This window comes from Pseudonocardia sp. (assembly GCF_029263155.1).
Taxonomy (GTDB): Bacteria; Actinomycetota; Actinomycetes; order Mycobacteriales; family Pseudonocardiaceae; genus Pseudonocardia.
In genome coordinates this window covers 59,798-83,449 of the sequence record NZ_JAJCYB010000073.1, presented here as the reverse complement: position 1 = coordinate 83,449, position 23,652 = coordinate 59,798, and the positions used below count along the sequence as shown (strand labels likewise).

The 23,652-nt window shown below is 70.9% G+C and carries 25 protein-coding genes and 1 tRNA gene; 12 read left to right on the top strand and 14 right to left on the bottom strand.

Annotation, left to right across the window (positions count from 1 at the left end; all coding sequences use genetic code 11):
• Window positions 1-219: 219 nt before the first annotated feature.
• Together Q1K26_RS14555 and Q1K26_RS14550 are read right to left on the bottom strand one after the other, a co-directional pair.
• Window positions 220-441 (bottom strand): hypothetical protein, encoded by a 222-nt coding sequence (locus Q1K26_RS14555; protein ID WP_300012103.1) that lies wholly within the window; start codon window positions 439-441, stop codon window positions 220-222.
• Between the two features lie 3 nt (window positions 442-444).
• On the bottom strand, window positions 445-681 hold the full coding sequence (locus Q1K26_RS14550) for a helix-turn-helix domain-containing protein (protein WP_300012100.1): 237 nt from the start codon (window positions 679-681) through the stop codon (window positions 445-447).
• A gap of 146 nt (window positions 682-827) precedes the next feature.
• Here Q1K26_RS14550 and Q1K26_RS14545 point away from each other — a divergent pair, with 146 nt between their 5' ends.
• Together Q1K26_RS14545 and Q1K26_RS14540 are read left to right on the top strand one after the other, a co-directional pair.
• Entirely contained in the window at window positions 828-1,184 is a 357-nt protein-coding gene (locus Q1K26_RS14545; RefSeq protein ID WP_300012097.1) for an XRE family transcriptional regulator, read from the top strand.
• 196 nt (window positions 1,185-1,380) lie between these two features.
• Window positions 1,381-2,748, top strand: coding sequence for a helix-turn-helix transcriptional regulator (locus tag Q1K26_RS14540; RefSeq protein WP_300012094.1), 1,368 nt, complete (start codon window positions 1,381-1,383; stop codon window positions 2,746-2,748).
• Here Q1K26_RS14540 and cutA read toward each other — a convergent pair.
• Window positions 2,686-3,024 (bottom strand): divalent cation tolerance protein CutA, encoded by a 339-nt coding sequence (gene cutA / locus Q1K26_RS14535; RefSeq protein WP_300012090.1) that lies wholly within the window; start codon window positions 3,022-3,024, stop codon window positions 2,686-2,688. The two genes, Q1K26_RS14540 and cutA, sit on opposite strands and share 63 nt — an antisense overlap.
• A 356-nt stretch (window positions 3,025-3,380) precedes the next feature.
• On the opposite strand from cutA, the gene Q1K26_RS14530 reads away from it, so the two are divergent.
• Entirely contained in the window at window positions 3,381-4,142 is a 762-nt protein-coding gene (locus Q1K26_RS14530) for a hypothetical protein (protein WP_300012087.1), read from the top strand.
• Window positions 4,143-4,156: 14 nt separating this feature from the next.
• Here the strand turns inward: Q1K26_RS14530 and Q1K26_RS14525 are convergent, their stop codons facing one another.
• The 4 genes from Q1K26_RS14525 to Q1K26_RS14510 form a co-directional block, all read right to left on the bottom strand.
• Window positions 4,157-5,440, bottom strand: a complete 1,284-nt coding sequence (locus Q1K26_RS14525) for a hypothetical protein (protein ID WP_300012084.1) — start codon at window positions 5,438-5,440, stop codon at window positions 4,157-4,159.
• Entirely contained in the window at window positions 5,437-5,991 is a 555-nt protein-coding gene (locus tag Q1K26_RS14520; protein WP_300012081.1) for a DUF4365 domain-containing protein, read from the bottom strand. Before Q1K26_RS14520 ends, Q1K26_RS14525 begins: the two co-directional genes overlap by 4 nt.
• A 159-nt stretch (window positions 5,992-6,150) precedes the next feature.
• Window positions 6,151-7,446 (bottom strand): site-specific integrase, encoded by a 1,296-nt coding sequence (locus Q1K26_RS14515; protein ID WP_300012078.1) that lies wholly within the window; start codon window positions 7,444-7,446, stop codon window positions 6,151-6,153.
• An 89-nt stretch (window positions 7,447-7,535) separates the two neighbouring features.
• A tRNA-Thr gene (locus Q1K26_RS14510) sits at window positions 7,536-7,610 on the bottom strand.
• Window positions 7,611-7,838: 228 nt separating this feature from the next.
• Between Q1K26_RS14510 and Q1K26_RS14505 the strand changes: the two genes are divergently transcribed.
• Genes Q1K26_RS14505 through otsB form a run of 3 tightly spaced genes read left to right on the top strand, consistent with a single transcriptional unit; the run spans window position 7,839 to window position 11,459 of the window.
• A complete protein-coding gene (locus Q1K26_RS14505; protein ID WP_300012075.1) occupies window positions 7,839-9,260 on the top strand; it encodes a threonine/serine exporter family protein in 1,422 nt (473 codons plus the stop codon).
• Window positions 9,261-9,294: 34 nt separating this feature from the next.
• Entirely contained in the window at window positions 9,295-10,695 is a 1,401-nt protein-coding gene (locus Q1K26_RS14500) for a trehalose-6-phosphate synthase (protein WP_300012072.1), read from the top strand.
• Window positions 10,692-11,459: a trehalose-phosphatase gene (gene otsB, locus Q1K26_RS14495; protein ID WP_300012069.1), complete on the top strand. Its 768-nt coding sequence runs from the start codon at window positions 10,692-10,694 to the stop codon at window positions 11,457-11,459. The genes Q1K26_RS14500 and otsB overlap by 4 nt, the downstream gene beginning before the upstream one ends.
• Before the next feature lie 99 nt (window positions 11,460-11,558).
• On the opposite strand, the gene Q1K26_RS14490 is transcribed toward otsB, so the two are convergent.
• Complete coding sequence (locus Q1K26_RS14490) at window positions 11,559-12,662, bottom strand: LacI family DNA-binding transcriptional regulator (RefSeq protein WP_300012066.1); 1,104 nt, start codon at window positions 12,660-12,662, stop codon at window positions 11,559-11,561.
• Window positions 12,663-12,777: 115 nt separating this feature from the next.
• Here Q1K26_RS14490 and Q1K26_RS14485 point away from each other — a divergent pair, with 115 nt between their 5' ends.
• From Q1K26_RS14485 to Q1K26_RS14475, 3 genes are read left to right on the top strand one after another with little or no spacing between them, the layout of a single operon-like run.
• Window positions 12,778-13,842 carry a zinc ABC transporter substrate-binding protein gene (locus Q1K26_RS14485; protein WP_300012063.1) on the top strand — a complete coding sequence of 355 codons (1,065 nt, stop codon included), beginning with the start codon at window positions 12,778-12,780 and terminating at the stop codon, window positions 13,840-13,842.
• A 5-nt stretch (window positions 13,843-13,847) separates the two neighbouring features.
• A complete protein-coding gene (locus Q1K26_RS14480; RefSeq protein ID WP_300012060.1) occupies window positions 13,848-14,687 on the top strand; it encodes a metal ABC transporter ATP-binding protein in 840 nt (279 codons plus the stop codon).
• Window positions 14,687-15,532, top strand: coding sequence for a metal ABC transporter permease (locus Q1K26_RS14475; protein WP_300012057.1), 846 nt, complete (start codon window positions 14,687-14,689; stop codon window positions 15,530-15,532). Before Q1K26_RS14480 ends, Q1K26_RS14475 begins: the two co-directional genes overlap by 1 nt.
• 287 nt (window positions 15,533-15,819) lie before the next feature.
• On the opposite strand, the gene rlmB is transcribed toward Q1K26_RS14475, so the two are convergent.
• The gene (gene rlmB, locus Q1K26_RS14470) at window positions 15,820-16,803 is read right to left on the bottom strand and encodes a 23S rRNA (guanosine(2251)-2'-O)-methyltransferase RlmB (protein WP_300012054.1); all 984 of its coding nucleotides are present in this window, start codon (window positions 16,801-16,803) and stop codon (window positions 15,820-15,822) included.
• A 12-nt stretch (window positions 16,804-16,815) separates the two neighbouring features.
• Entirely contained in the window at window positions 16,816-18,207 is a 1,392-nt protein-coding gene (gene cysS, locus Q1K26_RS14465; protein ID WP_300012051.1) for a cysteine--tRNA ligase, read from the bottom strand.
• A 96-nt stretch (window positions 18,208-18,303) separates the two neighbouring features.
• Between cysS and Q1K26_RS14460 the strand changes: the two genes are divergently transcribed.
• Window positions 18,304-18,729: a VOC family protein gene (locus tag Q1K26_RS14460; RefSeq protein ID WP_300012048.1), complete on the top strand. Its 426-nt coding sequence runs from the start codon at window positions 18,304-18,306 to the stop codon at window positions 18,727-18,729.
• Between the two features lie 140 nt (window positions 18,730-18,869).
• Here Q1K26_RS14460 and ispF read toward each other — a convergent pair whose 3' ends face one another.
• From ispF to Q1K26_RS14445, 3 genes are read right to left on the bottom strand one after another with little or no spacing between them, the layout of a single operon-like run.
• A complete protein-coding gene (gene ispF, locus Q1K26_RS14455) occupies window positions 18,870-19,337 on the bottom strand; it encodes a 2-C-methyl-D-erythritol 2,4-cyclodiphosphate synthase (protein ID WP_300012045.1) in 468 nt (155 codons plus the stop codon).
• The gene (locus Q1K26_RS14450) at window positions 19,334-19,981 is read right to left on the bottom strand and encodes a 2-C-methyl-D-erythritol 4-phosphate cytidylyltransferase (protein WP_300012042.1); all 648 of its coding nucleotides are present in this window, start codon (window positions 19,979-19,981) and stop codon (window positions 19,334-19,336) included. The genes ispF and Q1K26_RS14450 overlap by 4 nt, the downstream gene beginning before the upstream one ends.
• 23 nt (window positions 19,982-20,004) lie before the next feature.
• Window positions 20,005-20,496: a CarD family transcriptional regulator gene (locus tag Q1K26_RS14445; RefSeq protein WP_073457680.1), complete on the bottom strand. Its 492-nt coding sequence runs from the start codon at window positions 20,494-20,496 to the stop codon at window positions 20,005-20,007.
• 273 nt (window positions 20,497-20,769) lie between these two features.
• Here Q1K26_RS14445 and Q1K26_RS14440 point away from each other — a divergent pair, with 273 nt between their 5' ends.
• A complete protein-coding gene (locus tag Q1K26_RS14440) occupies window positions 20,770-21,363 on the top strand; it encodes a hypothetical protein (protein ID WP_300012039.1) in 594 nt (197 codons plus the stop codon).
• Between the two features lie 66 nt (window positions 21,364-21,429).
• On the top strand, window positions 21,430-22,794 hold the full coding sequence (gene radA, locus Q1K26_RS14435; RefSeq protein ID WP_300012036.1) for a DNA repair protein RadA: 1,365 nt from the start codon (window positions 21,430-21,432) through the stop codon (window positions 22,792-22,794).
• Here radA and Q1K26_RS14430 read toward each other — a convergent pair.
• Window positions 22,791-23,549, bottom strand: coding sequence for a hypothetical protein (locus tag Q1K26_RS14430; RefSeq protein ID WP_300012033.1), 759 nt, complete (start codon window positions 23,547-23,549; stop codon window positions 22,791-22,793). The genes radA and Q1K26_RS14430 overlap by 4 nt on opposite strands.
• Between the last annotated feature and the right edge of the window lie 103 nt (window positions 23,550-23,652).

The window sequence follows — 23,652 nt, the reverse complement described above, 5'->3', positions numbered from 1 at the left end:
ACGCGGCCCCACCGCGGCAGCACCAGTCCAGACACAATCCGATCGAGATCATCAGCCATGCCGGCAGAGCTATCGCCCGCCAAGTCCTGCCCGGCGGCGACACACCGCGAGCACCGTGGCTAGTCCGGTCAACGGGCTCGGCGTCGACCGATCGGCACGCCGCCCGGTGCCGGAAGTCGTCCGGCCGCACGTGCTGGGTCGACCGTGTCGTCGCGTTGGTCATCCCACCGCCTCCGAACCCCCGGTGAGCGGCTCCGACGCCTGCGACACCGACGACATGAAATCGGTCAGCATCCCCGGCAGCCCGGCTCCGGCCGGGGTGGAGATGAACAGCCCGAGCGCGATGAGCGCGAACACCACCGCTCCGCCCGCGCTGCGTGCCTTCGCGCAGATCACCGCGCCGACGACGGCGAAGAAGATCAGGACTCCGATCGTTCCCACGGCTCACACCACCCACCCGGCGGCGTCGACGACGGTCTGCTCCGCGGTGGCCGTGTCGGCCATCGCGTCGACGGCCTTCGCCGGGACGATCAACCGGCCGCGGATGCGGACGGCCGGGAACTCCCCCGCGGCGATGGCGCGGTAGAGGGTCATCGGCGACATGCCGAACATGGCGGCGACCTGGGCGACGCTGTAGAACTTCGGCGCTGCCGTGACCACCTGGGGCGAGAACTTCCTCATGGCTTCACTCCTGACTCGGGAACCACTTGAGGACTAACCGCAGTACTAATATTAGCACTCACGTTAGCCAGTTGCGCTGTCGTCGCCGGCACGCTGTGGATAGGCCGCTAGCCTCGGTACTGAAATCAGCAGGCGCGGAGGTACGTGTGGCGAAGGACTGGGACGGCGTTGCCGCGGCGATCCGGGCCCGCATGGCCGAGATCGACATGACGCAGGCGGACCTGGCGTCGCGTGCCGGCGTGGCGCTCATGACCGTCCGGGAACTGCAGCAGAACCTGCAGCCGCGCCGACGCAATCCGCGGACACTGGCCGCCGTCTCCGAAGCCCTCGGCTGGCCCGGCGATCAGATCGCGCGGATCCTCGAGGGACAGCCGGTGACGGACGTCGACCAGGACGACCCGGTTCTCGCTGAACTGGACGCGGTCAAGGCGGACCTGACTGCGATCTACCGACGGCTCGACGCCATCGAACGTCGGCTAGGTGCCGACGACGAGCCATCCTGAGCCGCTCGACGCGCTCCAGCGCCACTACAACCTCTGCCCGGAGTTCCTGAATCGCCCCCGGACTGTCGGGAGGCTGTGGTGCACTGGGGTTCATGCCGATGACGATCGCGACTCCGGGCGAGACAACGCAGGTCAAACGCCCGGCACCGCACGGCAGAACCCCGGCATTCCAGCGGTAGGCGGCGGAGGACCGACCATGACCGGCACGCAGGACGCGACCGACGAACCGTGGGGCCATCGCTTACGCCGGTGGCGCAGCGAGACGATGAACTGGTCGCAGGAGGAACTCGCCGCCCAGGTCGTCCGCATCGCGTGGGAGCGCAAGGAGGAGCGCGGCACGTCGCTGGACGCGCGACTCATCAACCGGTGGGAGAACGGGCGCGTCAAGCGGCCACAGGCCGTCTATCGGCGACTGCTCGAGCAGCTTGGCGCCCCTCCGCCCGGGGACCTCGGGCCCGCAATCACCACGCCCCGAATGCCGGGGACTTGCCCTGTCGACGTCTCCGAACCGTCCCTAGCGTCGGTGACGACCGCTGACGACTTCGACCTGGGAGACGGTGACCCCTCGGTGCAGCGACGCGACTTCCTCCGCACGGGCTCCACGCTCGCGATCTCCGGCCTGCTCGCTGCGGTCGTCGGCGGCGGACCCGGCGCGGGCAGCGCCACGCAGGACGTCGTCAACGAGCTGCGGCAGCGCCTCGTCAGCCTCCGCAAGCTCGACGCCACGCTCGGTGGAGGCGACACCTACCGGCTCTACGCAGCGGAAGCGGAGCTGACCGGCCACCTGCTCCGCGAGGGTGTCGGTCAGGAGTCGGTGCACCGCAGCCTCCTCGCCCTGCACGCCGAGCAGTCGCAGCAGGCCGGCTGGGCGGCGTTCGACGCGGGATGGCACGGCGACGCGAGCGACCACTACCGGCGCAGCCACGCAGCGGCGACGGAGGCGGGCGACGCCGGACTCGCCGGCAACGCCCTCGCCTTCCACGCCTACCAGCTCATCGGCCTCGGTCGACCCGCCCGCACGATCTCGGAGAAGTCGGTGCACGCCGCAGACCAACCGGGCGTCGACCCTGGAGTCCGCGCACTGCTCCTGTCCCGCGCCGCCTGGACGTTCGCCCTCGACGGCGACGCGGACGCCACGGCCCGCTGCCTCGGCCGCGCGGAGGACGCTCTCGCGCTCACCGACGGCCAGACACCGGACTACGCGGCGTGGACCGACGAGACCGAACTCGCGATCATGACCGGCCGATGCTGGAGCGAGCTGCGCCGCCCGTTGCGCGCCGTGCCGGTACTGGAGTCCGCGCTCGCGCGCTACAGCGACGCGCATTCACGGGACAAGGCGCTCTACTCATCGTGGTTGGCCGACTCGTACATCGACGCCGGCGAGATCGAGCAGGCCGCCACGGTCGTGGAGTCAAGCCTCGCCGTCATGGGCAACGTGTCGTCGGTCCGTCCGCGCGAGCGCCTCGTGAAGGTCGCGGGTCGGCTCGCCGAGCACGGCGACCTACCCGTCGTCCGCGACCTTCTTGGCAGTCACGCGCTCCACCCACTCGACGTACGCCGCTGAGGCGCGAGCGAGCGGCACAGCCGTCACCTCGGGGTTCTTCCACTCGTGGTACTCAATGAGGTGGGTCTCGAGCTCTGCATACCGTGCAGCGGTGGTCTTGAACGAGACAACCCACTCCTCGCCTTGCCCGAACTCGCCGTTGTGCCAGAACACCGATGCCACCGGCCCGGAGACCTGCCCACCAGCAGCGAGTCCTGCGCCTATCGCAGACTCGGCAAGTCGCAGCCCGGCATCGCGGCTCGGAGTAGCTGTCGAGACAGTCAGTACCTCAGTCACACAGCGAGAGTACGGCTGTATGTCACCATGCACGCTCAACGTTCCTACTTCTGGTCAAGGTGGCGCCGCGGAGCGTGCGACTGCCTGCCGGTCTCTGCGGCAGAAAATCAGCAAGCCCGGAAGCCTTTGCCGTCGACCCGCGCTAGGCTGTTCTGCTCCAGCTAGTCCTTGGAAAGCGCATGTGGAGGTATCGGGCGGTGCACTTAATCTTTCCTGACGAGCCTGACCACCCGATCAAGTGCTACAGCCCGACGGTACAGACAGGAGGGATGCCCGCTCGATCCGACGGCGTTGTAGCCCAGACGTACCTGAGTTTCGCTGTTTCCGACATTAGAGAGGGTGCCGAAAGAGGCAGGGTGAACGCCCTTGGCAACTGCAAGCGCGCTATTCATCTTGCTATCGACGAAGCGTTGTCAGCCTACGGCTTGTTAGCAGGTAATGCCCGCCTCAATTTTCCGCAGCGGCTCGAATTGCTTGACTACGCATCGCTCCTGCCCATTTCAGTGTTTCGTCGTCTTAATGTCGAGCGGAACTTGATGGAGCATGAGTACGCGGTTCCTGACGAGCTAAGCGCCAAGGAGGCTATCGATATCACCACACTCCTCCTGTTGGCCGTGTCCACACTCTGTCGACGAGTAATCTACGAATGCGTAGCGACTATTGATGACAGCAGTCATCCGCATCAAGTGATCCGACTAATGCCTTCAACGGGGCAGCTGCGCTTCCATTGGGTCGAAGTTCCTGACGGAATGCTGAAAGAACTGAACGGAGTAACTTGTGTTCGCTACCCCTTGCGAACACTCGACGGCTTAGTTCCCGGCGTGGAGATCCGAACGGAACCAGTGCGCGTAATCGAGCTAAAGACCCAGAACCGAACCGAGTGGGCGCCGATAATTCGACAGTTTAGCGAAACGGCTCGAAGTCATCCGACAGAGACGCCCGCGCGCATGGCGGGCGGATACCTCGAAACAATGGTCCGCGTACCCCTCGCCGATTACGAAGCTGAAGCAATAGCAGAGATCTTCTCAAGGTTCGGCGGCGGCTATAAGAGTCTCTTCGTTCCCGAAGATTCGGACAATATTGTTACCCACGCAATAGGCGAGGCCGACAATTCATAGGTCGACCCTAACCGCTACGCTTCACGGACGTCCTCGACCTCAACGTCGCCGGTCATCCACCAAGTTCCCTTGACCTTCTCGAGGGTTCCGGTGACAACGACTAGCTTTCTTGAGCGAAGTGCCTGATATACTCTTACGTAGCTCCTCCCGCTAAGCAACATTCGCGCCGACTGATTGTCGGCACTGCCCGTTACTCCCTTAATGGTGAAAACCCCTTCGCCGGCTCCGTGCTCCTTGTCGTCAACGTCGAGACGCGATACCCGGCCGTAAATGGTATCGGTCCGACTCGTCGGAGCGTCTTTCAACGCGTCAGATACTGGTTTGAACTGGACAAAGGACGCTCGCGGGATGATGACCCGTTGAGGCGTTTCCGGTGGGCTCGGCTCAGAAGGTGACCATTGAAAACTCATGTCGAGTGCGTGAAGTCCCTCAAAATCAGACATGCCGTCGAGGGAGTCCAAGAGGTTACTGCTGAGGCCTAGTCGAACGGCGTCATCCATAGAGATTGTAGACGCAGCTTGAAACAACTCTTGTGCGGCGCCGAGCCCGCGGGCGAGGGTTGTCATCACCTGGCGTTGATAAGGGGGGATGCGGAGTCTATCGCGGTCACCGATCGGCGGCGAAACCAGAACTTCGTCTGGCGCATCGGGTGGCGATGCATCCGATGGCGGTTGCGATTGACCGTCCGCGAACTCACTCGGTGCTGATTGTGAGGTGCCGCCAACGACCTCTTCGTCACCCACAGGTCGATCAGACTGTTCGGTTGAGGATCGGTCAGCTAGGCTAGTGACGATCGTTAGGATAAAGCTACCACGCCGCGTATGCCCGAAGCGGACATCCTGGTCAAGGAACTCTTTGGCGAGGTCGGGAGATTTCCCCTTAAAATGCGCCCTCGGTGCGATTGCTGCCCGCGCCGCCGCCATGAGCATGTCGGCTGATCCGACAAGAAGCTTCTCCGCTTGGCGAAGTGGAATGCTGTCTCCGTACGTTGCTTGATCTGCGCGGATAAAAAGTATGTCGGATCGGGATTGAATGATGTTGACCGCGAGCTGCTCAACGTCCCACTCGTTGACTGCGCATAGTTTCGCAACGGCTTCGTTCAATCGATCTGAGTAGTCGACATATGTGGAGTCCAGTGGAAGCAGGATGGTCGTTGGTCGTCCACGACCCGGGAGCGCCCAAACCATCCGGGCCGCATCTGAGGCGGCCAGCTCCCACCCGGCGCCAGCCAAGTAGCTTGCCAGGTTGCTCGGGGACGCAAGTTCGGACGGAAGCTCGCGGATGGGGAGGCTCCTCATGGCCTTCCCCCCGAACCGACACGATGTAGCATTCCGAGGAGCTGCTCAACGTTAAACTGATTGGAGCGAGGTACCTCAATGGTCTTGCTGTCGCCGTCAAATGCCGGCCAGCCATGCAGGTTCTGCCAATAGCCACAACCTTTAAGGAGCAGCTCGTCGTCGCTAACGTTGAGCCAAGTTGTGAAGTCTAATGGCGCGGTGCAAACAACTAATATCCTGGGGTTGTAGTGGCGCACAGAGGAGAGTTTGTCGTAGTGCTTCTTGCTGAGGCGCCACTTGATGTGATCATCCGCGATATTCGATATTTGAGAGGTGCACTTGAGCTGCACGTCGATCGCTAGAGAGTCGTAGAGGTCATGGTCCGCCGATTGCCGGATCACAGCGTCGACCCCCTCGTAGTCGATACGGATGTTCTCTAACGCACATCGCGCAGCCGTGACGACGGCCTGGACGTTGGCGATGCTCCACTGTTGACGACACTCGTTGTCTTGCAGCGTCCCGTAAGCGATGCCCGCGGAGTGTACGGCGGGGAACGAGGCTGGTGGGGGCAAATCGACCTCTCGTGTTCGGCTCCGACGTTGCGCTAACAGACCTTGGTCCGGCTACGCAAGCCTGCTGTGCCCTGGAGTCTGCGGCCGACCTTACACACGGTGCGTAACGGGAAGCGCTCGGCGACCGGCCCTTCGGCAAGCAATGCGCAGGTTGGTTCATCAGAGCCCTCTCTCGCCATGTGGGTTGGCCGTGACCGGACGCCTCGGCATACGTGAACCGAGGCTGGATGCGGCACGCTGATCGGCCTCAGACACCCATGCCGAGTACGTCTTGAGGGTCGTCGTTCCGCCACCTCCGTGGCCGAGCCGGCCCGCGACAGTGCGCGGGTCGACGCCGGCTGCGATGAGCTCGGTAGCGGAGTAGTGCCGGAGCCGGTGGAACGTCGTCGCGATGTCGAGCCGCACGGCCAGGCGGTCGTATCGCTGCGTCAGGCTGTCCGGGATCGGGAAGGTCGAGCTGTCGGGCGCGCCGGAGAACAGGAAGGCGCTGGCGGGCAGGACGAGCCCGAAGGAGGCGGCGCGAGCACGGGCGCGCGTGATGTGCTCGCGGAGGATCTCCGCCGTCTCCACGTCGAGCGCGACCCGGCGCTGCTGGTGGGTCTTCAGCTCCGCCTCGACGAGCACCCCATACTCCTTGCGGATCGCCCGCCGCAGCCACAACGTCTCGCGGCCCTCGTCGAGATCGACGGAGTGCAGGCGGATCGCGCACAGCTCGCCTCGGCGAGCGCCCGTCGTCATCGCCGTCCAGACCAGCGCACCCCAGTCCGGGTCCTTCCACGATTCCTCCACAATCCGCGCCGCCTCACGCGGTGATGGCGGTTGTGGGTTCGGCCGCGGCGCGGCCGGCGGCGACGCCATGGTGACCGGATTGATCCCCACCCACCGCCACCGCACGGCCCGCTCGAACGCGCCGGAGAGGAGGAAGTGGATGTGGCGCACGACGGACGCGCCCAGGGGTCGACAGACGTGCAGGCGGGTGCAGCGGCGGTCGCACGCGTGCTCGTAACGGCTCCAGTGCTGCGGGCCGCGCTTGCCGTTGCAGTGCAGCCGGCACCGGCGGAGCTCGGTGTAGAGCGCGTCCAGGATCTCGGCATCGAGCGCGCCGACCTTCACGTGCCCGATGAACGGGGAGACATGGTTGCGCATGTAGCTGCGGTAGTTCGTGAGCGTGTTGGGCGCGCCGTCGAACTGGTCGAGGTAGCGGGTGAGTAGCTGGTCCACCGTCGCGGCCGTGCGCGGGTTCCGTTGCTCCGCGATCTCGTGCAGGAACCGGTCGAGGGTCCGCTCCGCCTCTCGACGCGCGTTCGGGCCGGGAGGGATCACGGCCACCAGGTCGTGGCGCTGCTTCGTCACCGGGTCGACGCCGGCGTACACGCGCACCCTGAGCGCGCCGCTACGGAGAGTGCCGATATTGCCTCTCGCGCGTGCCTTGCCGGCCGCCGGACGTCCCGCCATGCCGCCAATTGTCCCGCGGTTCGCGGCACATCCCGTGGCACGACTGTCGCATTGATGATCTTCGCAACGGAGAATCCGCTGGTCAGGCGTGGAGCCGGAGGTCGGGATCGAACCGACGACCTACCGCTTACAAGGCGGTTGCTCTACCACTGAGCTACACCGGCGAACGTGTCCATCCTAGAGCGGCGCTTCCACCGGGAATCGGGCATGTCCGGCGGCGAGAACCGGCCACCGGCAACACGGTGCGGGGAGGCCGATCCGTCCACGCTGTCGAACGGCTGGTCGCCGCCTCGGACCCCACGAAGCCCACCGGGGCGGACCTCGGCGTGGCGGCGTCGACGCTGGGGCGGCGGGTCGCACTGATCATCTGAATGCGGCTCTACCCTTGCGGCATGCCCCCGGTCGACGACGAACCGCGGTTCACCCGCCGCGTCCGCAGCAAGCTCCGCCGGGAGGCGCACGACCTTCTCCAGCCCGGCCCGCCGAGCGTGCAGCTGATGCGGCCGATCGGCCCCGAGGTCCCCGATGACGCCCGCGTGCAGGAGGTCCTCGACCTGTGCATGCGCGTCGGGGAGGTGCTGATGTCCAGCGGCGAGAGCGTCGACGAGACGACGGCGGTGATGCTGCGGCTGGCGGCGGCGTCGGGGCTGTCGGCCGTGGACGTCGACATCACCTTCACCTCGGTCACCATGTGCTGCCACCGCGGGATGGCGGCGACGCCGGTCACGTCGATGCGGCTCGTGCAGTACCGCTCGCTGGACCTCACCCGGCTGCTTGCGGTGGGCCGTGTGATCGACCGGCTGGAGGCCGGTACCGTCGACGTGCGCACGGCGTCGACCGAGCTGGCCGACGCCGTCAACGCGCGGCACCCCTACCCGCGGTGGGTCGCGACCGTCGGCTGGGCCGGGCTGGCCGCGTCCATCGCGGTGCTGCTCGGTGGCGGGTGGATCACCGGGCTGGCGGCGTTCGGCACCACCGCCGTGATCGACCGGGTCGGGCGGCTGCTCAACCGGCGCAACCTGCCCGCGTTCTTCCAGCAGATCGCGGGCGGTGCACTGGCCACCGGGGCGACCGTCGCGCTCTTCGGGTTGGGCGCCTTCCCACCGGGCACCCGCCCGTCCCTGGTCATCGCCGCGGCGATCACGGTGCTCCTGTCCGGGCTGTCGCTGGTCGGATCCGTGCAGGACGCCGTCACGGGCTACTACGTCACGGCGGCGGGCCGCGGGGTGGAGATCGCGCTGCTGTCGGCTGGGCTGCTGGTCGGGGTGGTGCTGGGGCTGCGGATCGGGCTGGAGTTCGCGCCGCCGCTGGAGGTGGCCGGTGAGCTGCCGACCGGCGCGGGACGGTTGTGGATCTCGCTGCTCGCCGCGGGCACGGCGGCCGCCTCCTACGCGCTCGCCGGGTACGCCCCCGTCCGGTCCCTGCTCGCCGCCGGCGCCGCCGGTGCGGCGGGGTTCGGCACGTTCTCCCTGCTCTCGCAGGTGGCCGGTGTCGGGCCGGTGCCCGCGACCGGTGCGGCTGCGGTCGTCGTCGGGCTCGCGGCGGGGCTGTTCCGTCGGGGGGGCGGGGTGCCGCCGCTGGCCATCACGCTGGCCGGGATCACCCCGCTGCTCCCGGGATTCAGCGTGTACCGCGGCTTCTACCAGCTCGCCGCCGAGGGTGGCGTGCTCGACGGCCTGGTGACGATGTCGCTGGCCCTCGGGATCGGTCTCGCGCTGGCGGCGGGCGTGGCGTTCGGGGACTACCTGACCCGCCCCAACCGCCGCGTCGCCTCGAACAGTTCGGACCCCGCACCGGAGCCCGGCGCCGCGTAGGCTCACCGCCGTCGCAGGTGGCGTTCGAGGAGGAGTGGCCGTGGCCGATCAGACCGCCGAGTTCGTGGTGGTGGCAAACCGGCTGCCGGTGGACCTGGAGAAGCTGCCCGACGGCACGCAGCGCTGGAAACGCAGCCCGGGCGGGCTGGTCACAGCGCTGGAGCCGATGCTGCGCAGCCGCGAGGGCGCCTGGGTCGGCTGGCCCGGGCTCGCCGACGCCGAGGCCGAGCCGTTCGTCGAGGACGGGCTGACGCTGCACCCGGTGATGCTCACGGCGCGCGACGTCGAGGACTACTACGAGGGCTTCTCCAACGGCACGCTGTGGCCGCTCTACCACGACGTCGTCGCGCCGCCGGCGTTCCACCGGCACTGGTGGCAGGCCTACGTCCGGGTCAACAAGCGCTTCGCCGAGGCCGTCGCCGAGGTGGCCGCGCCCGGCGCCACGGTCTGGATCCAGGACTACCAGCTGCAGCTGCTGCCGGCCGAGCTGCGTGCACTGCGGCCCGACCTGCGGATCGGGTTCTTCCTGCACATCCCGTTCCCGCCCACCGAGCTCTACCAGCAGCTGCCGTGGCGCAAGGAGATCGTGGAAGGGCTGCTCGGCGCCGACCTCGTCGGCTTCCACACCCCCGGCGGGGTCCGCAACTTCCGCTGGCTCGCCACCCGCTTCACCGGCGCCAAGCCCGGTGCGCGCAACGAGGTGACCTACGAGGGCCGCACCGTCAAGCTCGGGGCGTTCCCGATCTCGATCGACTCCGCGCACCTCGACCGGCTCTCCCGCAGTCCCGAGGTGCAGCAGCGCGCCAAGGAGATCCGGGAGGACCTGGGCAACCCGGAGCGTGTCATCCTCGGCGTCGACCGGCTCGACTACACCAAGGGCATCGACGTGCGGCTGCGCGCGTTCGAGGAGCTGCTCGCCGAGGAACGCGCCGGCGACGCCGTCATGATCCAGCTCGCGACGCCCAGCCGCGAGCGCGTGGAGCATTACCAGACGATGCGCAACGGCATCGAGCAGTCGGTGGGCCGGATCAACGGCACGTTCGCGCGCGTCGGTCACCCGGTGCTGCACTACCTGCACCAGTCGCTCCCGCGCGACGAGCTGGCCGCGTTCTTCGTGGCCGCCGACGTCATGCTGGTCACGCCCCTGCGCGACGGGATGAACCTCGTCGCCAAGGAGTACGTGGCGTGCCGCCACGATCTGGGCGGTGTGCTCGTGCTCTCGGAGTTCGCCGGGGCCGCGATCGAGCTCAAGGACTCGGTGCTGGTCAACCCGCACGACACCGACGGGGTCAAGAACGCCTTGTACGGTGCGCTGACGATGCCCGCTGCCGACGCCCGCAAGCGGATGCGGTCGATGCGCCGTCAGGTGCTCTCCCACGATGTCGACCGCTGGGCCCGGTCCTTCCTCGACGCATTGGGGCTGCCTCCGACATGACGACCCTCGATCCCGACCTGCACGCCGCGCTGCGCGAGCTGACGGCCGTGTCGCGGCTGCTGGTCGCCCTCGACTTCGACGGGGTGCTCGCCCCGATCGTCGACGTGCCCTCCGACGCGCGTCCGCTGCCCGCCTCGGCGGCGGCGCTGGGCTCGCTGGCGACGCTGCCCGACACCACGATCGCCATGGTCTCCGGGCGGGGGCTCGCCGACCTGGCGGCGGTCTCCGGGTTCGGCACGCCGATCCGGCTGGTGGGCAGCCACGGCGCGGAGTTCGACGACGGCGCGGCCGTACTCGACGACGAGCAGCGTGCCCGCCTCGGGAGCCTGACCGCGGAGCTGCAGGAGCTCGTCGGGGACGAGCCCGGGGTGGCGCTGGAGCACAAGCCGGCGGGGGTGGCGGTGCATGTGCGCAACGCCGCGCCGGACGTCGCTGCGCGGGTGTTCGACGCGGTGCGCGCGGGCCCCGCCGCCCGTCCCGGCGTCGAGACCACGCCGGGCAAGGCGGTCCTCGACCTCGCCGTCCTGCAGGTGAACAAGGGCCTGGCGCTCGACATCCTGCGGGAGCGGACCAAGGCCGACGCGGTGCTGTTCGCGGGCGACGACGTCACCGACGAGACCGCACTGACCCGGCTACAACCCGGGGACGTCGGGATCAAGGTGGGCGACGGGGACACCGCCGCGGCGTTCCGGGTGGCCTGGCCGTCGGACATGGCGCAGGTGCTGGAGGCGCTGTTGGCGCTGCGGGCGGCGGGACGCGAGTAGCAGACCTTCAGCGATCAAGGCCGGATGGTGGTTCCGGGTGATCCACCGGCGACCATCTGCCCTTGATCGCGGGCCGGCGGCACGGGGGCGGTGTGCCGCTCACCAGCCGGAGAAGAACCGCTCGGCCGCACGGGCGGTGGCGCTGGTGGTGCCGACGATCAGCTCGGTCGGCAGCGTGACGGTGCGGGGGCGGTTGCGGTCGCCGCGGTCGAGCAGCAGCTCGCCCGCGGCCCGGCCCTTCTCCAGCACCGGCTGCGCCACGGTGGTGAGGCCCGCGCGCCGTGCCTCGGGCACGCCGTCGAAGCCGGTGATCGTGAGGTCGTCGGGCACCGAGAGGTTCCGGGTGGCGGCGTGGCGCAGCGCGCCGAGGGCCAGGATGTCGGACGTGCAGGCGATCGCCGTCAGGTCCGGGTGCGCGGCCAGCAGCTCGGCGGTGGCGGACTGTCCGGCGTCGACGCTGTGCTCGAACCGCTCGTGCACCGGGATCCCCGCCCAGTCGACGCCGGCCTCGGCGAGCCCGTCGCGCAGCCCGGCGAGCCGGTTGCGCTGCACCGGATAGGTGGCGTCGCCCTGCCGGGACTCCCCGGCCGGGCCGTCGTGGCGACCGGCGGCCAGCCGCATGCAGAGCACCCCGACCCGGCGGTGGCCCAGCGCCGTGAGGTGGTGGGCGACACCCAGCATCGCGGCCCGGTCGTCGACGCCGACCCGGTCGACGCCCTCCACGCCGATGGGCTGGTCGCAGACCACCGTGGGCACCGGTCGTTCCAGCACGGCTTTGAAGTGCGGATCGTCCTCGCGGACGGAGTAGACGACGAACCCGTCCACGCCGGCCTGGTGGACCGCGGTCACGTCGGGGACCTCGGGGCTGACCGGCACGAGCAGCAGGCCCGACCCGGCGCGCTCGCAGGCGAGCGCCAGGCCCTCCAGGAAGCCGGTGGCGGCGGGGTCGCGGAAGGCGTAGGACAGTGCCTCGGTGAGCAGCAGTCCGACGGCGCCCGAGCGGCGTGTGCGCAGGGACCGCGCCACCGGGTCCGGGCCCGGATAGCCCAGCCGCCGTGCCGCCTCCAGCACCCGCGCCCGCAGCGGGGCGGAGAGCTGGTCGGGGCGGTTGTAGGCGTTGGAGACGGTGGTGCGGGACACGCCGAGCTCGGCAGCGAGTGATGCGAGAGTCGCTGGTCGTCGAACGTCTCGGGGTCCGCGCACCGGCGCAACGGTAACGGTTCAGACGCGGCGGAGAAAGCCCGCCGCCGCGGGTGACCGACGCGACGCCCACACGCTAGAGTGAATCGACAACGGTTATCGATATTGGAGATCACCCATGGCCCTGCGCCCGCTGGCCGGAGCGTCCGTCGCCCTTGCCGTCCTGACCCTGGCCGCCTGTGGCTCCTCCACCACGGAGGACCCGGCCGCCGGGGCGGCGGCCGACGACGCGCTCACCGTGGTGGCCTCCACGAACGTCTACGGCAGCATCGCCGAGGCCGTCGGGGGCGACGGAGTCACCGTCGAGTCGCTGATCACCGACCCCGCCGCGGACCCGCACTCCTACGAGAGCACGCCCGCCGACGCGGTCACGGTGGCCGCTGCCGACGTGGTCGTGCTCAACGGCGGCGGCTACGACGAGTTCATGCCCCAGCTCATCGAGGCCTCGGGTGCGTCACCCGTCGTAATCGACGTGACCGAGCTGTCGGGCCTGGTACCGGAGGAGGAGGCCGGCGAGGAGCACGCGGAGGGCGAGGAGCACGCGGAAGGCGAGGAGCACGCCGAGGGCGAGGAGCACGCGCACGGGCACGGCGAGGGGGAGGAGGCGCACGCCGAGGGCGAGGAGCACGCCCACGAGCACGGCGAGTTCAACGAGCACGTCTGGTACAGCCTGCCCACGGTGCAGACCCTGGCCACCCGCCTCGCCGAGGAGCTCGGCGGCGTGGACGCCGCCAACGCCGCCACCTACACGGCCAACGCCGAGGCCTTCAACACCGAGATCGCCGCGCTCACCGAGCGGGTCGAGGGGATCGGCGCGGCGCAGTCGGGTGCCCGGGTCGCGGTCACCGAGCCCGTCCCCGGCTACCTGATCGAGACCGCGGGCCTGGCGAACGTCACCCCCGAGGAGTTCTCCGAGGCCGTCGAGGAGGACACGGACCCGCCCGCCGCGGTCGTCGCCGAGACGCTCGCGCTGTTCACCCCGGGCGACGCCGATCCCGTCCGCGCCCTGATCCTCAACGCCCAGACCCAGACCCCCACCACCGACCAGGTGCGGCAGGCCGCCGAGGGTGCGGGCGTGCCCGTCGTCGAGATGTCCGAGACCCTGCCGGAGGGGCAGTCGAGCTACGTTGGGTGGATGAGTGGTCAGGTCGAGGCGCTGGCGAGCGCCCTGAACCCGGTGTGAAGCCGGTGACGGCGGAGCCCACGGTCGCCCGCCCGCCGCTGACGCGGCAGGCCGCCGTCTCGCTGCGGGATGCGGGCGTCCGCTTCGGCGAGCGTGCGCTCTGGGCCGGACTCGACCTCGACGTCGCGCCGGGGGAGTTCCTGGCCGTGCTCGGCCCCAACGGCTCGGGCAAGACGACCCTGATGCGGGTGCTGCTCGGCCTGCTCCCGCTGTCCGCGGGGGAGGTGCGGATCGGGGGACACGTGCCGCGGCGCGGCAGCCCGTCGATCGGGTACGTGCCCCAGCAGAAGGCGCTCGACCCGGACCTCCCGTTGCGCGGGCGCGACCTCGTGGGTCTCGGGCTCGACGGGCACCGCCTCGGTGTCGGCCTGCGCGGGCGCCGGGAGCGGCGGGAGCGGGTGGACGCCGCGCTGGCCGCTGTCGGCGGTGCCGCGTACGCCCATGCCCCGGTCGGCCGGCTCTCCGGCGGCGAGCAGCAGCGGCTGCGGGTGGCGCAGGCCCTCGTCGGTGATCCCGACGTGCTGCTCTGCGACGAGCCGCTGCTGTCGCTGGACCTGTCCCACCAGCGCACCGTCACCCGCCTCATCGACGAGCGCCGCCGCGTCCACGACACCGCGGTGCTGTTCGTCACCCACGAGATCAACCCGGTGCTGCCGCTGGTCGACCGGGTGCTCTACCTCGTGAACGGGCGGTTCCGGATCGGCCCCACCGAGGACGTCATGACGTCCTCGGTGCTCTCGGAGCTCTACGGCACCGAGGTCGACGTGCTGCGTGTGCGCGACCGGCTCGTGGTCGTCGGTGCGGACGGCCGCGACCACTGCCACACCGGCGACGAGACCGCCTGATGGACCGATTCGTCTCCTTCGACGGCCTGGGCTTCCTGCTCGCGCAGGGGTTCGTGCAGAACGCGCTGATCGCGTGCGCCGTGCTCGGCCTGGTCGCGGGCGCGCTGGCCCCGCTGATCGTGTCGCGGGGCATGGCGTTCGCCGTGCACGGCACCGCCGAGCTGGCATTCACCGGCGGCGCGGCCGCTCTGCTGATCGGCATCGGCGTCGGGATCGGGGCCGTGGCCGGGGCCGTGATCGCGGGGTTGGTCTTCGGCATCCTCGGGCTCCGGCAACGGGAGCGCGACTCCGTCATCGGGGTGGTACTCGCGTTCGGGCTCGGCCTCGGCGTGCTGATGCTCTCGCTCTACAGCGGGCGGGCGTCGAACAAGTTCGGGCTGCTCGTGGGCTCGATCGTGTCGGTCTCGACCGCCGACCTCGTGCTGCTCGCGATCGTCGCGGTGCTCGTCATCGGCGTGCTCGCGGTGCTGTACCGGCCGCTGCTGTTCGCCAGCACCGACCCCGACGTCGCCGTGGCACGCGGGGTGCCCACGCGGGCGCTGTCGCTGGTGTTCGCCGTGCTCGTCGGGCTCGTCACGGCGCTCGCGGTGCCCATCGTCGGCGCGATCCTGGTGCTGTCGGTGCTGATCGCGCCCGGTGCGGCCGCGGCCCGGGTCACGGCGAGCCCGCTGGCCGCCACCGTCATCGCGGTGGTGTTCGCCGAGATCGCTCTGGTGGGCGGCGCGCTGCTCTCCCTCGCGCCGGGCCTGCCGGTGTCGGGCTACGTGGCCACGATCGCGTTCGTCCTCTACGTCGGCGCCCGCATGTCGGCCCGCATGCTGGGCCGCCGCGCCGTGGTCGCCTGAGCGACGGGCACCCACGCCACGGGGCGCGGTGCGGCGGGTCGGCGATCAAGGGCAGATGGTCGCCTCGGAAGATCGACGAGCGACCACATGGCCTTGATCGTCGCGGGGTGGGGCGGGCCGGTCGCCGCACCCCGGGCCGATCGCGCGCCGAGCGGTTCGAGCGGCGTGCCCGCCTCCGCGGCCTGCGGCGCGCGCCTCGTCTGACTGCGTGTGTCGCTAGGCGCGCTGCTGCACGGAACGCACGCGCGGAGTGCCCCCGCGCGCGAGCGCGCCCGGGTGTGCGGGCCTCAGCGCGACCGCGCCCGTCGCTGGCGCGCGATCTCGGCCAGCACCACACCCGCGGCGACCGACGCGTTCAGGCTCTCCACCGGCCCGGCCATCGGGATCGAGACCGTGACGTCGCAGGTCTGCTTCACCAGCCGGCTCAGGCCCTTGCCCTCCGACCCGATCACGACGACGACCGGGTCGGTGGCGAGCTCGAACTCGTCGAGGGTGACGTCGCCGTCGGCGGCGAGCCCGGCGACCATCAGCCCGGCCGAGGCGTACTCCTGCAGCGTGCGGGTGAGGTTGGTGGCGCGCGCGACGGGCACCCGGGCCGCGGTGCCGGCCGAGGTGCGCCAGGCGACCGCCGTCATGCCCGCGGCGCGCCGCTGCGGCACGACCACGCCGTTGCCGCCGAACGCCCCGACCGAGCGGACGACGGCGCCGAGGTTGCGCGGGTCGGTCACACCGTCGAGCGCAACGATCAGGCTCGGCCGTCCGCTGTCGGCCGCGATCTCCAACAGCTCGTCGGGATGGGCGTAGGCGTAGGGCGGCACCTGCAGGGCGAGGCCCTGGTGCAGCGCGCCCCCGGCCATCCGGTCCAGGTCGCCCTTCGCGATCTCGATGATCGAGATGCCCAGGTCGGCAGCCAGGTGCAGCGACTCCCGCACGCGCTCGTCGTGCGTGCTGCCGATCGCCACCTGCAACGCCGTGGCCGGCACCCCGGCACGCAGGCACTCCAGGACCGGGTTGCGGCCGAGCACCGTCTCGGGGGTCTCGCCGTCCCCGGCGCGACGGCTTCCCGCGACCTTCCCACGGCCGCGGTTGGCCGCCGACCGCTCGGCGAGCTTCGCCTTGCGCGCGGCCGGGTGGTTCGGGCGGTCCTCCTTCGGCGGGGTCGGGCCCTTGCCCTGCAGCTGCTTGCGCCGCTGGCCGCCGGAGCCGACGACCATCCCCTTCTTCGTGCCGTCCTTGCGCATCGCTCCGCGACGCTGGGAGTTGCCGGCCATCACACGTTCCTATCAGGCATCTTTGAGGGACCAGGTGGGGCCGTCGGGGCCGTCCTCCACGGAGACCGCAGCGTGCAGGAGGCGGTCGCGGATCTCGTCGGCGGTGGCGAAGTCGCGGTTGGCCCGCGCTTGCTGGCGTGTGGTGAGCAGGTCGTCGACGATCACGCCGAGGGCGGCGGCGGCCGCGTCGTCGGCCCGGGAGCCGGTGAGCCACTGGGGGTCGAGGGGGTCCAGCCCCAGCACGCCGGTCATCGCCCGCACCGAGGCCGCCGCGTCGGCGGCCGCGGCGCGGTCGCCCGCGTCGAGCGCGGTGTTGCCCTCCCGCACGGCGTTGTGGACGGCGGCGAGCGCGCCGGGCGTGCCGAGGTCGTCGTCCAGGGCCGCGACGAACGTCGGGTCCGGCGTGCCGACCCCGGGGGCGGCGATCCGCTCGCGGACGCGATGCACGAACGACTCGATCCGCCGGTAGGCCGACACGGCCTCCTGCAGCGCGGGCTCCGAGAACTCGATCATCGACCGGTAGTGGGGGCCGACCAGGTAGTAGCGCAGCTCGACGCCGCGGACCTTGCCCAGCAGCACGTCGACGCCCAGGGTGTTGCCCAGCGACTTCGACATCTTCTCGCCGCCCGTGGTCACCCAGGCGTTGTGCAGCCAGAACCGGGCGAACTCCTCGCCGGCGGCGTGGCTCTGCGCGAGCTCGTTCTCGTGGTGCGGGAACACCAGGTCCAGCCCGCCGCCGTGCACGTCGAACTCGGGGCCCAGGTACATCGACGCCATCGCCGAGCACTCCAGGTGCCAGCCCGGCCGTCCCCGTCCCCACGGCGTGGGCCACGACGGCTCGCCGGGCTTGGCCGCCTTCCAGAGCGCGAAGTCGACCGGGTCACGCTTGGCGCCGCAGTCGGTCTCGCCCTGCTCCACCTCGTCGATCCGCTGGCCGGACAGGGCCCCGTAGTCCGGGAACGTGCGCACCGCGAAGTAGACGTCGCCGTCGGCGGCGTAGGCGTGGCCGCGCTCGACGAGCCGCTCCATGAGCTCGATCATCTGGGGCACGTGCCCGGTGGCCCGCGGCTCGATCGAGGGCGGGAGGCAACCCAGCGCGGTGTAGGCGGCCTGGAACGCGCGCTCGTAGGTGGCGGCCCACTCCCACCACGGCCGGCCCGCCTCGGCGGCCTTGGTGAGGATCTTGTCCTCGATGTCGGTGACGTTGCGGACCAGAGTGACGTCGTGCCCGGTGTGGGCGAGCCAGCGGCGCAGCACGTCGTAGTTCAGGCCGCTGCGGACGTGCCCGATGTGCGGCGGGCCCTGCACCGTGGCCCCACAGACGTAGATCGACGCAGCCCCGGCGCGGACGGGCACGAAGTCCCGCTGCTCTCTGGTGGCGGTGTCGAACAGGCGGAGGGTCACCGGTCCAGCGTACGGACCCGCACGATCGCCCGACCTGGCAGGGGACATCCGCTTTGTCCACGACGCGGGCCCGCGTGGTGCGTCACCGTGGGGCCCATGACCGACCTCTACCCGCGCCTCGTCGTGAACGGCGCCGACGCCGCGCTCGCCTTCTACGCCAACGCCTTCGGTGGGGAGGTGACCGAGCGCTTCACCGACCCCGACGGCCGCGTCGTGCACGCGATGGTGGCCGTCGACGGCGTGCGGTTCGCCGTCAAGGACGCCGACGGCTACGACCCGGCCCCGGTGGCCGGTGGCGTCCCCGTGATCATCGCGCTCTACGTCGCCGACCCCGACGCCGTGGCCGCCCGGATGGTCGCCCACGGTGCCACGGTGATCTTCCCGGTGGCCGACCAGCCCTACGGCGACCGCGGCGGCCGCCTCGCCGATCCGTTCGGGCACCTGTGGATGGTCGCCCGCCGCACCGAGGACCTGTCGGCGTCCCAGATCCAGGCCCGCACGACCGCGATGTACGACGCCTGACCGCGATACCCCGACTCGCGCGCACGCAGGCCCCGACTCGCGCGCACGCAGGCCCCGACTCGCGCGCACGCAGGCCCCGACACGCGCGCAGGGTTGGTCCGGCCCCCGCGAGTCGGGGTCTCCGTGCGCGCGAGTTGCGGTCAGACGGTCGGCAGGAGCAGGGCCGTGGCGACGGCGGCGATGCCCTCGCCGCGGCCGGTGAGGCCCAGGCCGTCGGTGGTGGTGCCGGACACCGAGACCGGGCCGCCCGCCGCCGCGGACAGCACCTCCTGGGCCTCCGCGCGTCGGGTGCCGATCTTCGGGGCGTTGCCGATCACCTGGACCGCGGCGTTGCCGAGCGTCCAGCCCGCGGCCGCCACGAGCCGTCGCACCTCCGCGAGCAGGGCGACCCCGCTCGCGCCCGCCCATTCGGGACGCCCGGTGCCGAACACCGCACCGAGATCACCGAGCGCGGCGGCCGACAGCAGCGCGTCGCACAGGGCGTGGGCGGCGACGTCGCCGTCGGAGTGACCGGCGCAGCCGTCGACGCCCTCCCACAGCAGCCCGGCCACCCAGCACGCGCGACCGGGCTCGACCGGGTGCACGTCGGTCCCGATGCCCACCCTCACGCGTCCGCCCCGATCAGCGAAGCGGCCAGTTCCAGGTCCCACGCGTCGCGCACGGGAAAGGCCCGCGCGTCGCCGGGCACGGTGTGGGCGGGGGTGTCGACCGACGACCACGCGTGGACGGGATCGTCCAGCGCGGGACGGAGATCGCCGCGGAAGCCCTGGGGTGTCTGCACGATCCGCAGTCCGGCCCGGTCCGGTGTGGCGCGCACGAAGCCGTCGCCGCCGATCTCCTTGACGGTGTCCGACAGCGGGAGGACCGGCACCACGACCGGATGTCCGGAGCACACCGCGTCGGTCACCGATTCGGCCAGTGACGAGGGGATCGACGGCCGCGCCGCATCGTGGACGAGCAGGCATGCACCGTCGGTGTCATCCCCGTCACCATCGGTGTGTCCCGATCGTTGGTCGACGTGTGCCCACAGGCCGGCCGACGAGCCGTGAACGGTGACGGGCATACCCGCGAGCGCGTCGGCCACGCGCACCCCGTACCCCGCCGGGGCCAGGACGTGCACGTGATCGACACCGGGCACGCCCAGCATCGCCCGCACGGAGTGCACCACGAGCGGTGCGTCTCCGAGCGGGGTCAGCACGTCGAGCCGATCCGGGCGAGCATCGCCGACCACCACGACCGCGACGAGGTTCACGCGGCCGGTGGATCGTCGGACGATCAGGCGTTGGCGGTGGCGAGGACCTCGTCGAGGAGGACCTCGGCGCGCTCCTCGTCGGTGCCCTCGGCCAGCGCGAGTTCGCTGACGAGGATCTGCCGTGCCTTGGCGAGCATGCGCTTCTCGCCCGCGGACAGCCCCCGGTCCTTCTCGCGGCGCCACAGGTCGCGGACGACCTCGGCCACCTTGTTCACGTCACCGGAGGCCAGCTTCTCGAGGTTGGCCTTGTACCGGCGCGACCAGTTCGTGGGCTCCTCGGTGTGCGGTGCACGGAGCACCTCGAACACCTTGTCGAGACCCTCTTGGCCCACCACGTCACGAACGCCGACGACCTCGGCGTTCTCGGCGGGAACACGCACCGTGAGATCACCCTGCGCGACCTTGAGGACGAGGTACTTGCGTTCCTCGCCCTTGATCGTGCGGGTTTCGATGGCCTCGATGAGAGCGGCACCGTGGTGCGGGTAGACAACGGTCTCTCCGACCTTGAAAACCATGTGTCCATAGCCCCTTTCGCTGTACCCAGGTTAACACGGCCGACCTGACCCTCGCCGGTCGGGTCGGACCGTCGCTGCAGGTCAGGACCTTGACAACCGGCGCCAAACGTGGTGGGAGCAGCCGCGTCGGACCCGCCGTGATCGCTTGACTAGCCTTACCCACCCCGGGCCTCCTCCGTCGGCCCTGCCATCCCCCTAGGATTCGCGGTGCTCGCCGGTGCCCCGCTCCCGTGGCCTCACGAACCCCGCCGGCGCGGAAAGGACGATGCAACCGTGAGTCGCACCGCTTCCCTGCTGACCGGCGCGCTCGTCGGGGCGCTGGCCCTCACCGGCTGTGGTGCGGGCCAGATCTCCGGAACCGCCGAGCAGGTCGCCGCCGTCAGCGGCGCCAACGTCGGCTCGGGCCCGATCGTCGTGCGGGACGCCGTGATCGAGTTCGGCGAGCAGGTCGCGGGTGACGTCGTCCACGCCCGCGGTTCCGACGCCCCGCTGAGCATGACCATCGTGAACGAGGGCGCCGAGGCCGATCGGCTCGTGTCGGCCACCAGCGTGTGGGCGAGCGAGGTGAGGATCAGCGGTGCCACCGCGATCCCGGCCGGGCGGGCCGTCGTCGTCCAGGGCGTGCCGCCCGCACCGCCCGTCGAGGAGCCGGACTCCGAGGACTCCTCGGTCACTCCCACTCCCACTCCTGCTCCGACCGTCGCCCCGGCCGGGGGCACCCAGGTCGTGCTCGCCGGCCTCGTCGACGACCTGCGCTCCGGTCTGACCTACGAACTCGTCCTGACCTTCGAGCGCGCGGGCGAGATCACCATGCGGGTGCCGGTCGGGAGCACCGAGGAGCCGCGCGAGGCCGAGCCCGTCGAGTGAGGACGTGACCGGACGCGCGGGCCTGCGCGAGGCACCGCGGGCACCGAGCGCAGGCTGGGGACGGGGATGACCGGTCGGACCCGCACGCCGCGCAGTACCTACCGCTGCGCGGACTGCGGCCACCAGGCCGCACAGTGGGTGGGCCGTTGCCCGTCCTGCCAGGCGTGGGGCACGCTCGAGGCCGCCGCGGCCCCGGCCGCCGCGAGCAGGACGCGGGTGGCCGCCGGGGCGCCGAGCGCGCCCGCCCGGCGGATCGGCGACGTCGGTCTCGACATCGCCCGGGCCCGCCCCACCGGGGTCTCCGAGCTCGACCGCGTCCTGGGCGGCGGCATGATCCCGGGGGCGGTGATGCTGCTGGCGGGGGAGCCGGGCGTCGGGAAGTCGACACTGCTGCTGGAGGTGGCCGCGAAGGCCACGGGCCGCGTGTTGTACGTCACCGGCGAGGAGTCGGCCGGGCAGGTGCGGCTGCGGGCCGAGCGCACCGGTGCCGTCCGCGACGAGCTGTACCTGGCCGCCGAGTCCGACCTCGGCGCGATCGTCTCGCACCTCGACGAGCTGCGCCCCGACCTGCTGGTCGTCGACTCCGTCCAGACGATGTCCACATCCGACGTCGACGGCTCCCCGGGAGGGGTCACCCAGACCCGGGCGGTCACGGTGGCCCTCACCGGGCTCGCCAAGGACCGCGGGCTGCCGGTCGTGCTCGTGGGACATGTCACCAAGGACGGCAACATCGCGGGCCCGCGCGTGCTGGAGCATCTCGTCGACGTCGTGCTGTCGTTCGAGGGCGACCGGCACTCCACACTGCGGATGGTGCGCGGGGTCAAGAACCGCTTCGGCCCGGCCGACGAGGTGGGGTGCTTCGAGCTGCGCGACTCCGGGATCGTCGGCATGCCGGACCCGTCGGGGCTGTTCCTCGCCCGCTTCGGCGGGCCGCCGGTGCCGGGCACCGCGGTGACCGTCGTGATGGACGGCCGCCGCCCGCTGCCCGCGGAGCTGCAGGCCCTGGTCACCGGCAAGGACGTCCCGAGCCCGCGGCGCGCGGTCAGCGGCCTCGACAACGCCCGCGTCGCGATGCTGCTGGCCGTGCTGGAGAAGCGGGCCGGGGTCCGGCTGCACGACGCGGAGGTCTACGCGGCCACCGTCGGAGGGATGCGGGTCGTCGAACCCGCGGCCGACCTCGCGATGGCGCTGGCGATCACCTCGGCGCGCACCGACGTGGCGCTGCCGTCGGACGTGGTGGTGCTCGGCGAGATCGGGCTGGCCGGTGAGGTGCGGCGCGTCACCGGGCTGGACCGGCGCCTGGCCGAGGCGGCCCGCCTGGGCTTCACCCACGCACTCGTGCCGCCGGACCCCGGCCCGACCCCGCCCGGCATGAAGATCACGCAGGTGCACGACGTCGCGACCGTCGTGCGGACCCTCACGCCGCGTTAGGGGCTGCGCAGGAACGGCGCGGGCGCGCTGATCACGTCGTCCACCCGGGTCAGCACTCGGTACGCGCCCGCGGGCACCTCGACGCGCTCCTCGGCGCAGCCCGGCGTGGACGTGCGGCCCGCCCAGCGCACGGAGAAGGCCACCGGTTGGCCCGGGACCAGCGTGCGCAGGTCCACCGTCTGGGGGTTCACGCAGTCGTTGCTCGACCAGAGCCGGTCTTCGCCGTCACCGCTCCACACGACGATCTCCTGGCGGGCACCGTCCAGGTCGCGCACGCAGGGCTGGTCGGAGACGTTGACGACGACCAGGCGCAGGGTGGGCCGCTCGCCGACGCGGTGCTCGGCCTCGTCGATCTCGGCGCCCACGGAGATCATCTCGTTGGTGCACGGTACGGGCCCGGTCGGCGGCACCGGCACCGATTCCGGTACCGCGACCGGTGCGCGTGGGGTGTTGTCGGGGAGCACGATCTCGGAGGTCGTGGCGGGCAGCTCCGATGTGGACGGCGGGGGGGATTCCGACGCGACCGCCTCGACGCCGCCCGTCCCCGGAGCCTCGACGGGCACCGGGGACGGGTCGACCTGCTGGGGAGCGGAGACAGCGGCGCGGCCGGGCGCGGTGGACGCGGGTTCGGCGGGGGCGAGCGCGGCGGCCACGATCCAGGCGAGCGAGACGAGCACGGCCACCGTCGACAGGATCGCCACGAACCGCCGCCGCCAGTAGACGGCGGCGGGAAGCGGTCCGATCGGCTCCCACACGTCACGGAGCGTATCCGAGCCGTTACCAGCTGTTGCGGAGGTGGGGTGCGCGGCGCGTCGCGGCACGGTACCTGCCCCGGTCGTCCGAACCGGCGGCCCGGGC

Excerpts from the sequence above, each read along its gene's own strand:
- Q1K26_RS14550 (WP_300012100.1), bottom strand. The coding sequence starts at position 681 with ATGAGGAAGTTCTCGCCCCAGGTGGTCACGGCAGCGCCGAAGTTCTAC.
- Q1K26_RS14540 (WP_300012094.1), top strand. The coding sequence starts at position 1,381 with ATGACCGGCACGCAGGACGCGACCGACGAACCGTGGGGCCATCGCTTA.
- Q1K26_RS14525 (WP_300012084.1), bottom strand. The coding sequence starts at position 5,440 with ATGAGGAGCCTCCCCATCCGCGAGCTTCCGTCCGAACTTGCGTCCCCG.
- Q1K26_RS14515 (WP_300012078.1), bottom strand. The coding sequence starts at position 7,446 with ATGGCGGGACGTCCGGCGGCCGGCAAGGCACGCGCGAGAGGCAATATC.
- Q1K26_RS14505 (WP_300012075.1), top strand. The coding sequence starts at position 7,839 with ATGCCCCCGGTCGACGACGAACCGCGGTTCACCCGCCGCGTCCGCAGC.
- otsB (WP_300012069.1), top strand. The coding sequence starts at position 10,692 with ATGACGACCCTCGATCCCGACCTGCACGCCGCGCTGCGCGAGCTGACG.
- Q1K26_RS14485 (WP_300012063.1), top strand. The coding sequence starts at position 12,778 with ATGGCCCTGCGCCCGCTGGCCGGAGCGTCCGTCGCCCTTGCCGTCCTG.
- Q1K26_RS14475 (WP_300012057.1), top strand. The coding sequence starts at position 14,687 with ATGGACCGATTCGTCTCCTTCGACGGCCTGGGCTTCCTGCTCGCGCAG.
- rlmB (WP_300012054.1), bottom strand. The coding sequence starts at position 16,803 with ATGGCCGGCAACTCCCAGCGTCGCGGAGCGATGCGCAAGGACGGCACG.
- Q1K26_RS14460 (WP_300012048.1), top strand. The coding sequence starts at position 18,304 with ATGACCGACCTCTACCCGCGCCTCGTCGTGAACGGCGCCGACGCCGCG.
- Q1K26_RS14445 (WP_073457680.1), bottom strand. The coding sequence starts at position 20,496 with ATGGTTTTCAAGGTCGGAGAGACCGTTGTCTACCCGCACCACGGTGCC.
- radA (WP_300012036.1), top strand. The coding sequence starts at position 21,430 with ATGACCGGTCGGACCCGCACGCCGCGCAGTACCTACCGCTGCGCGGAC.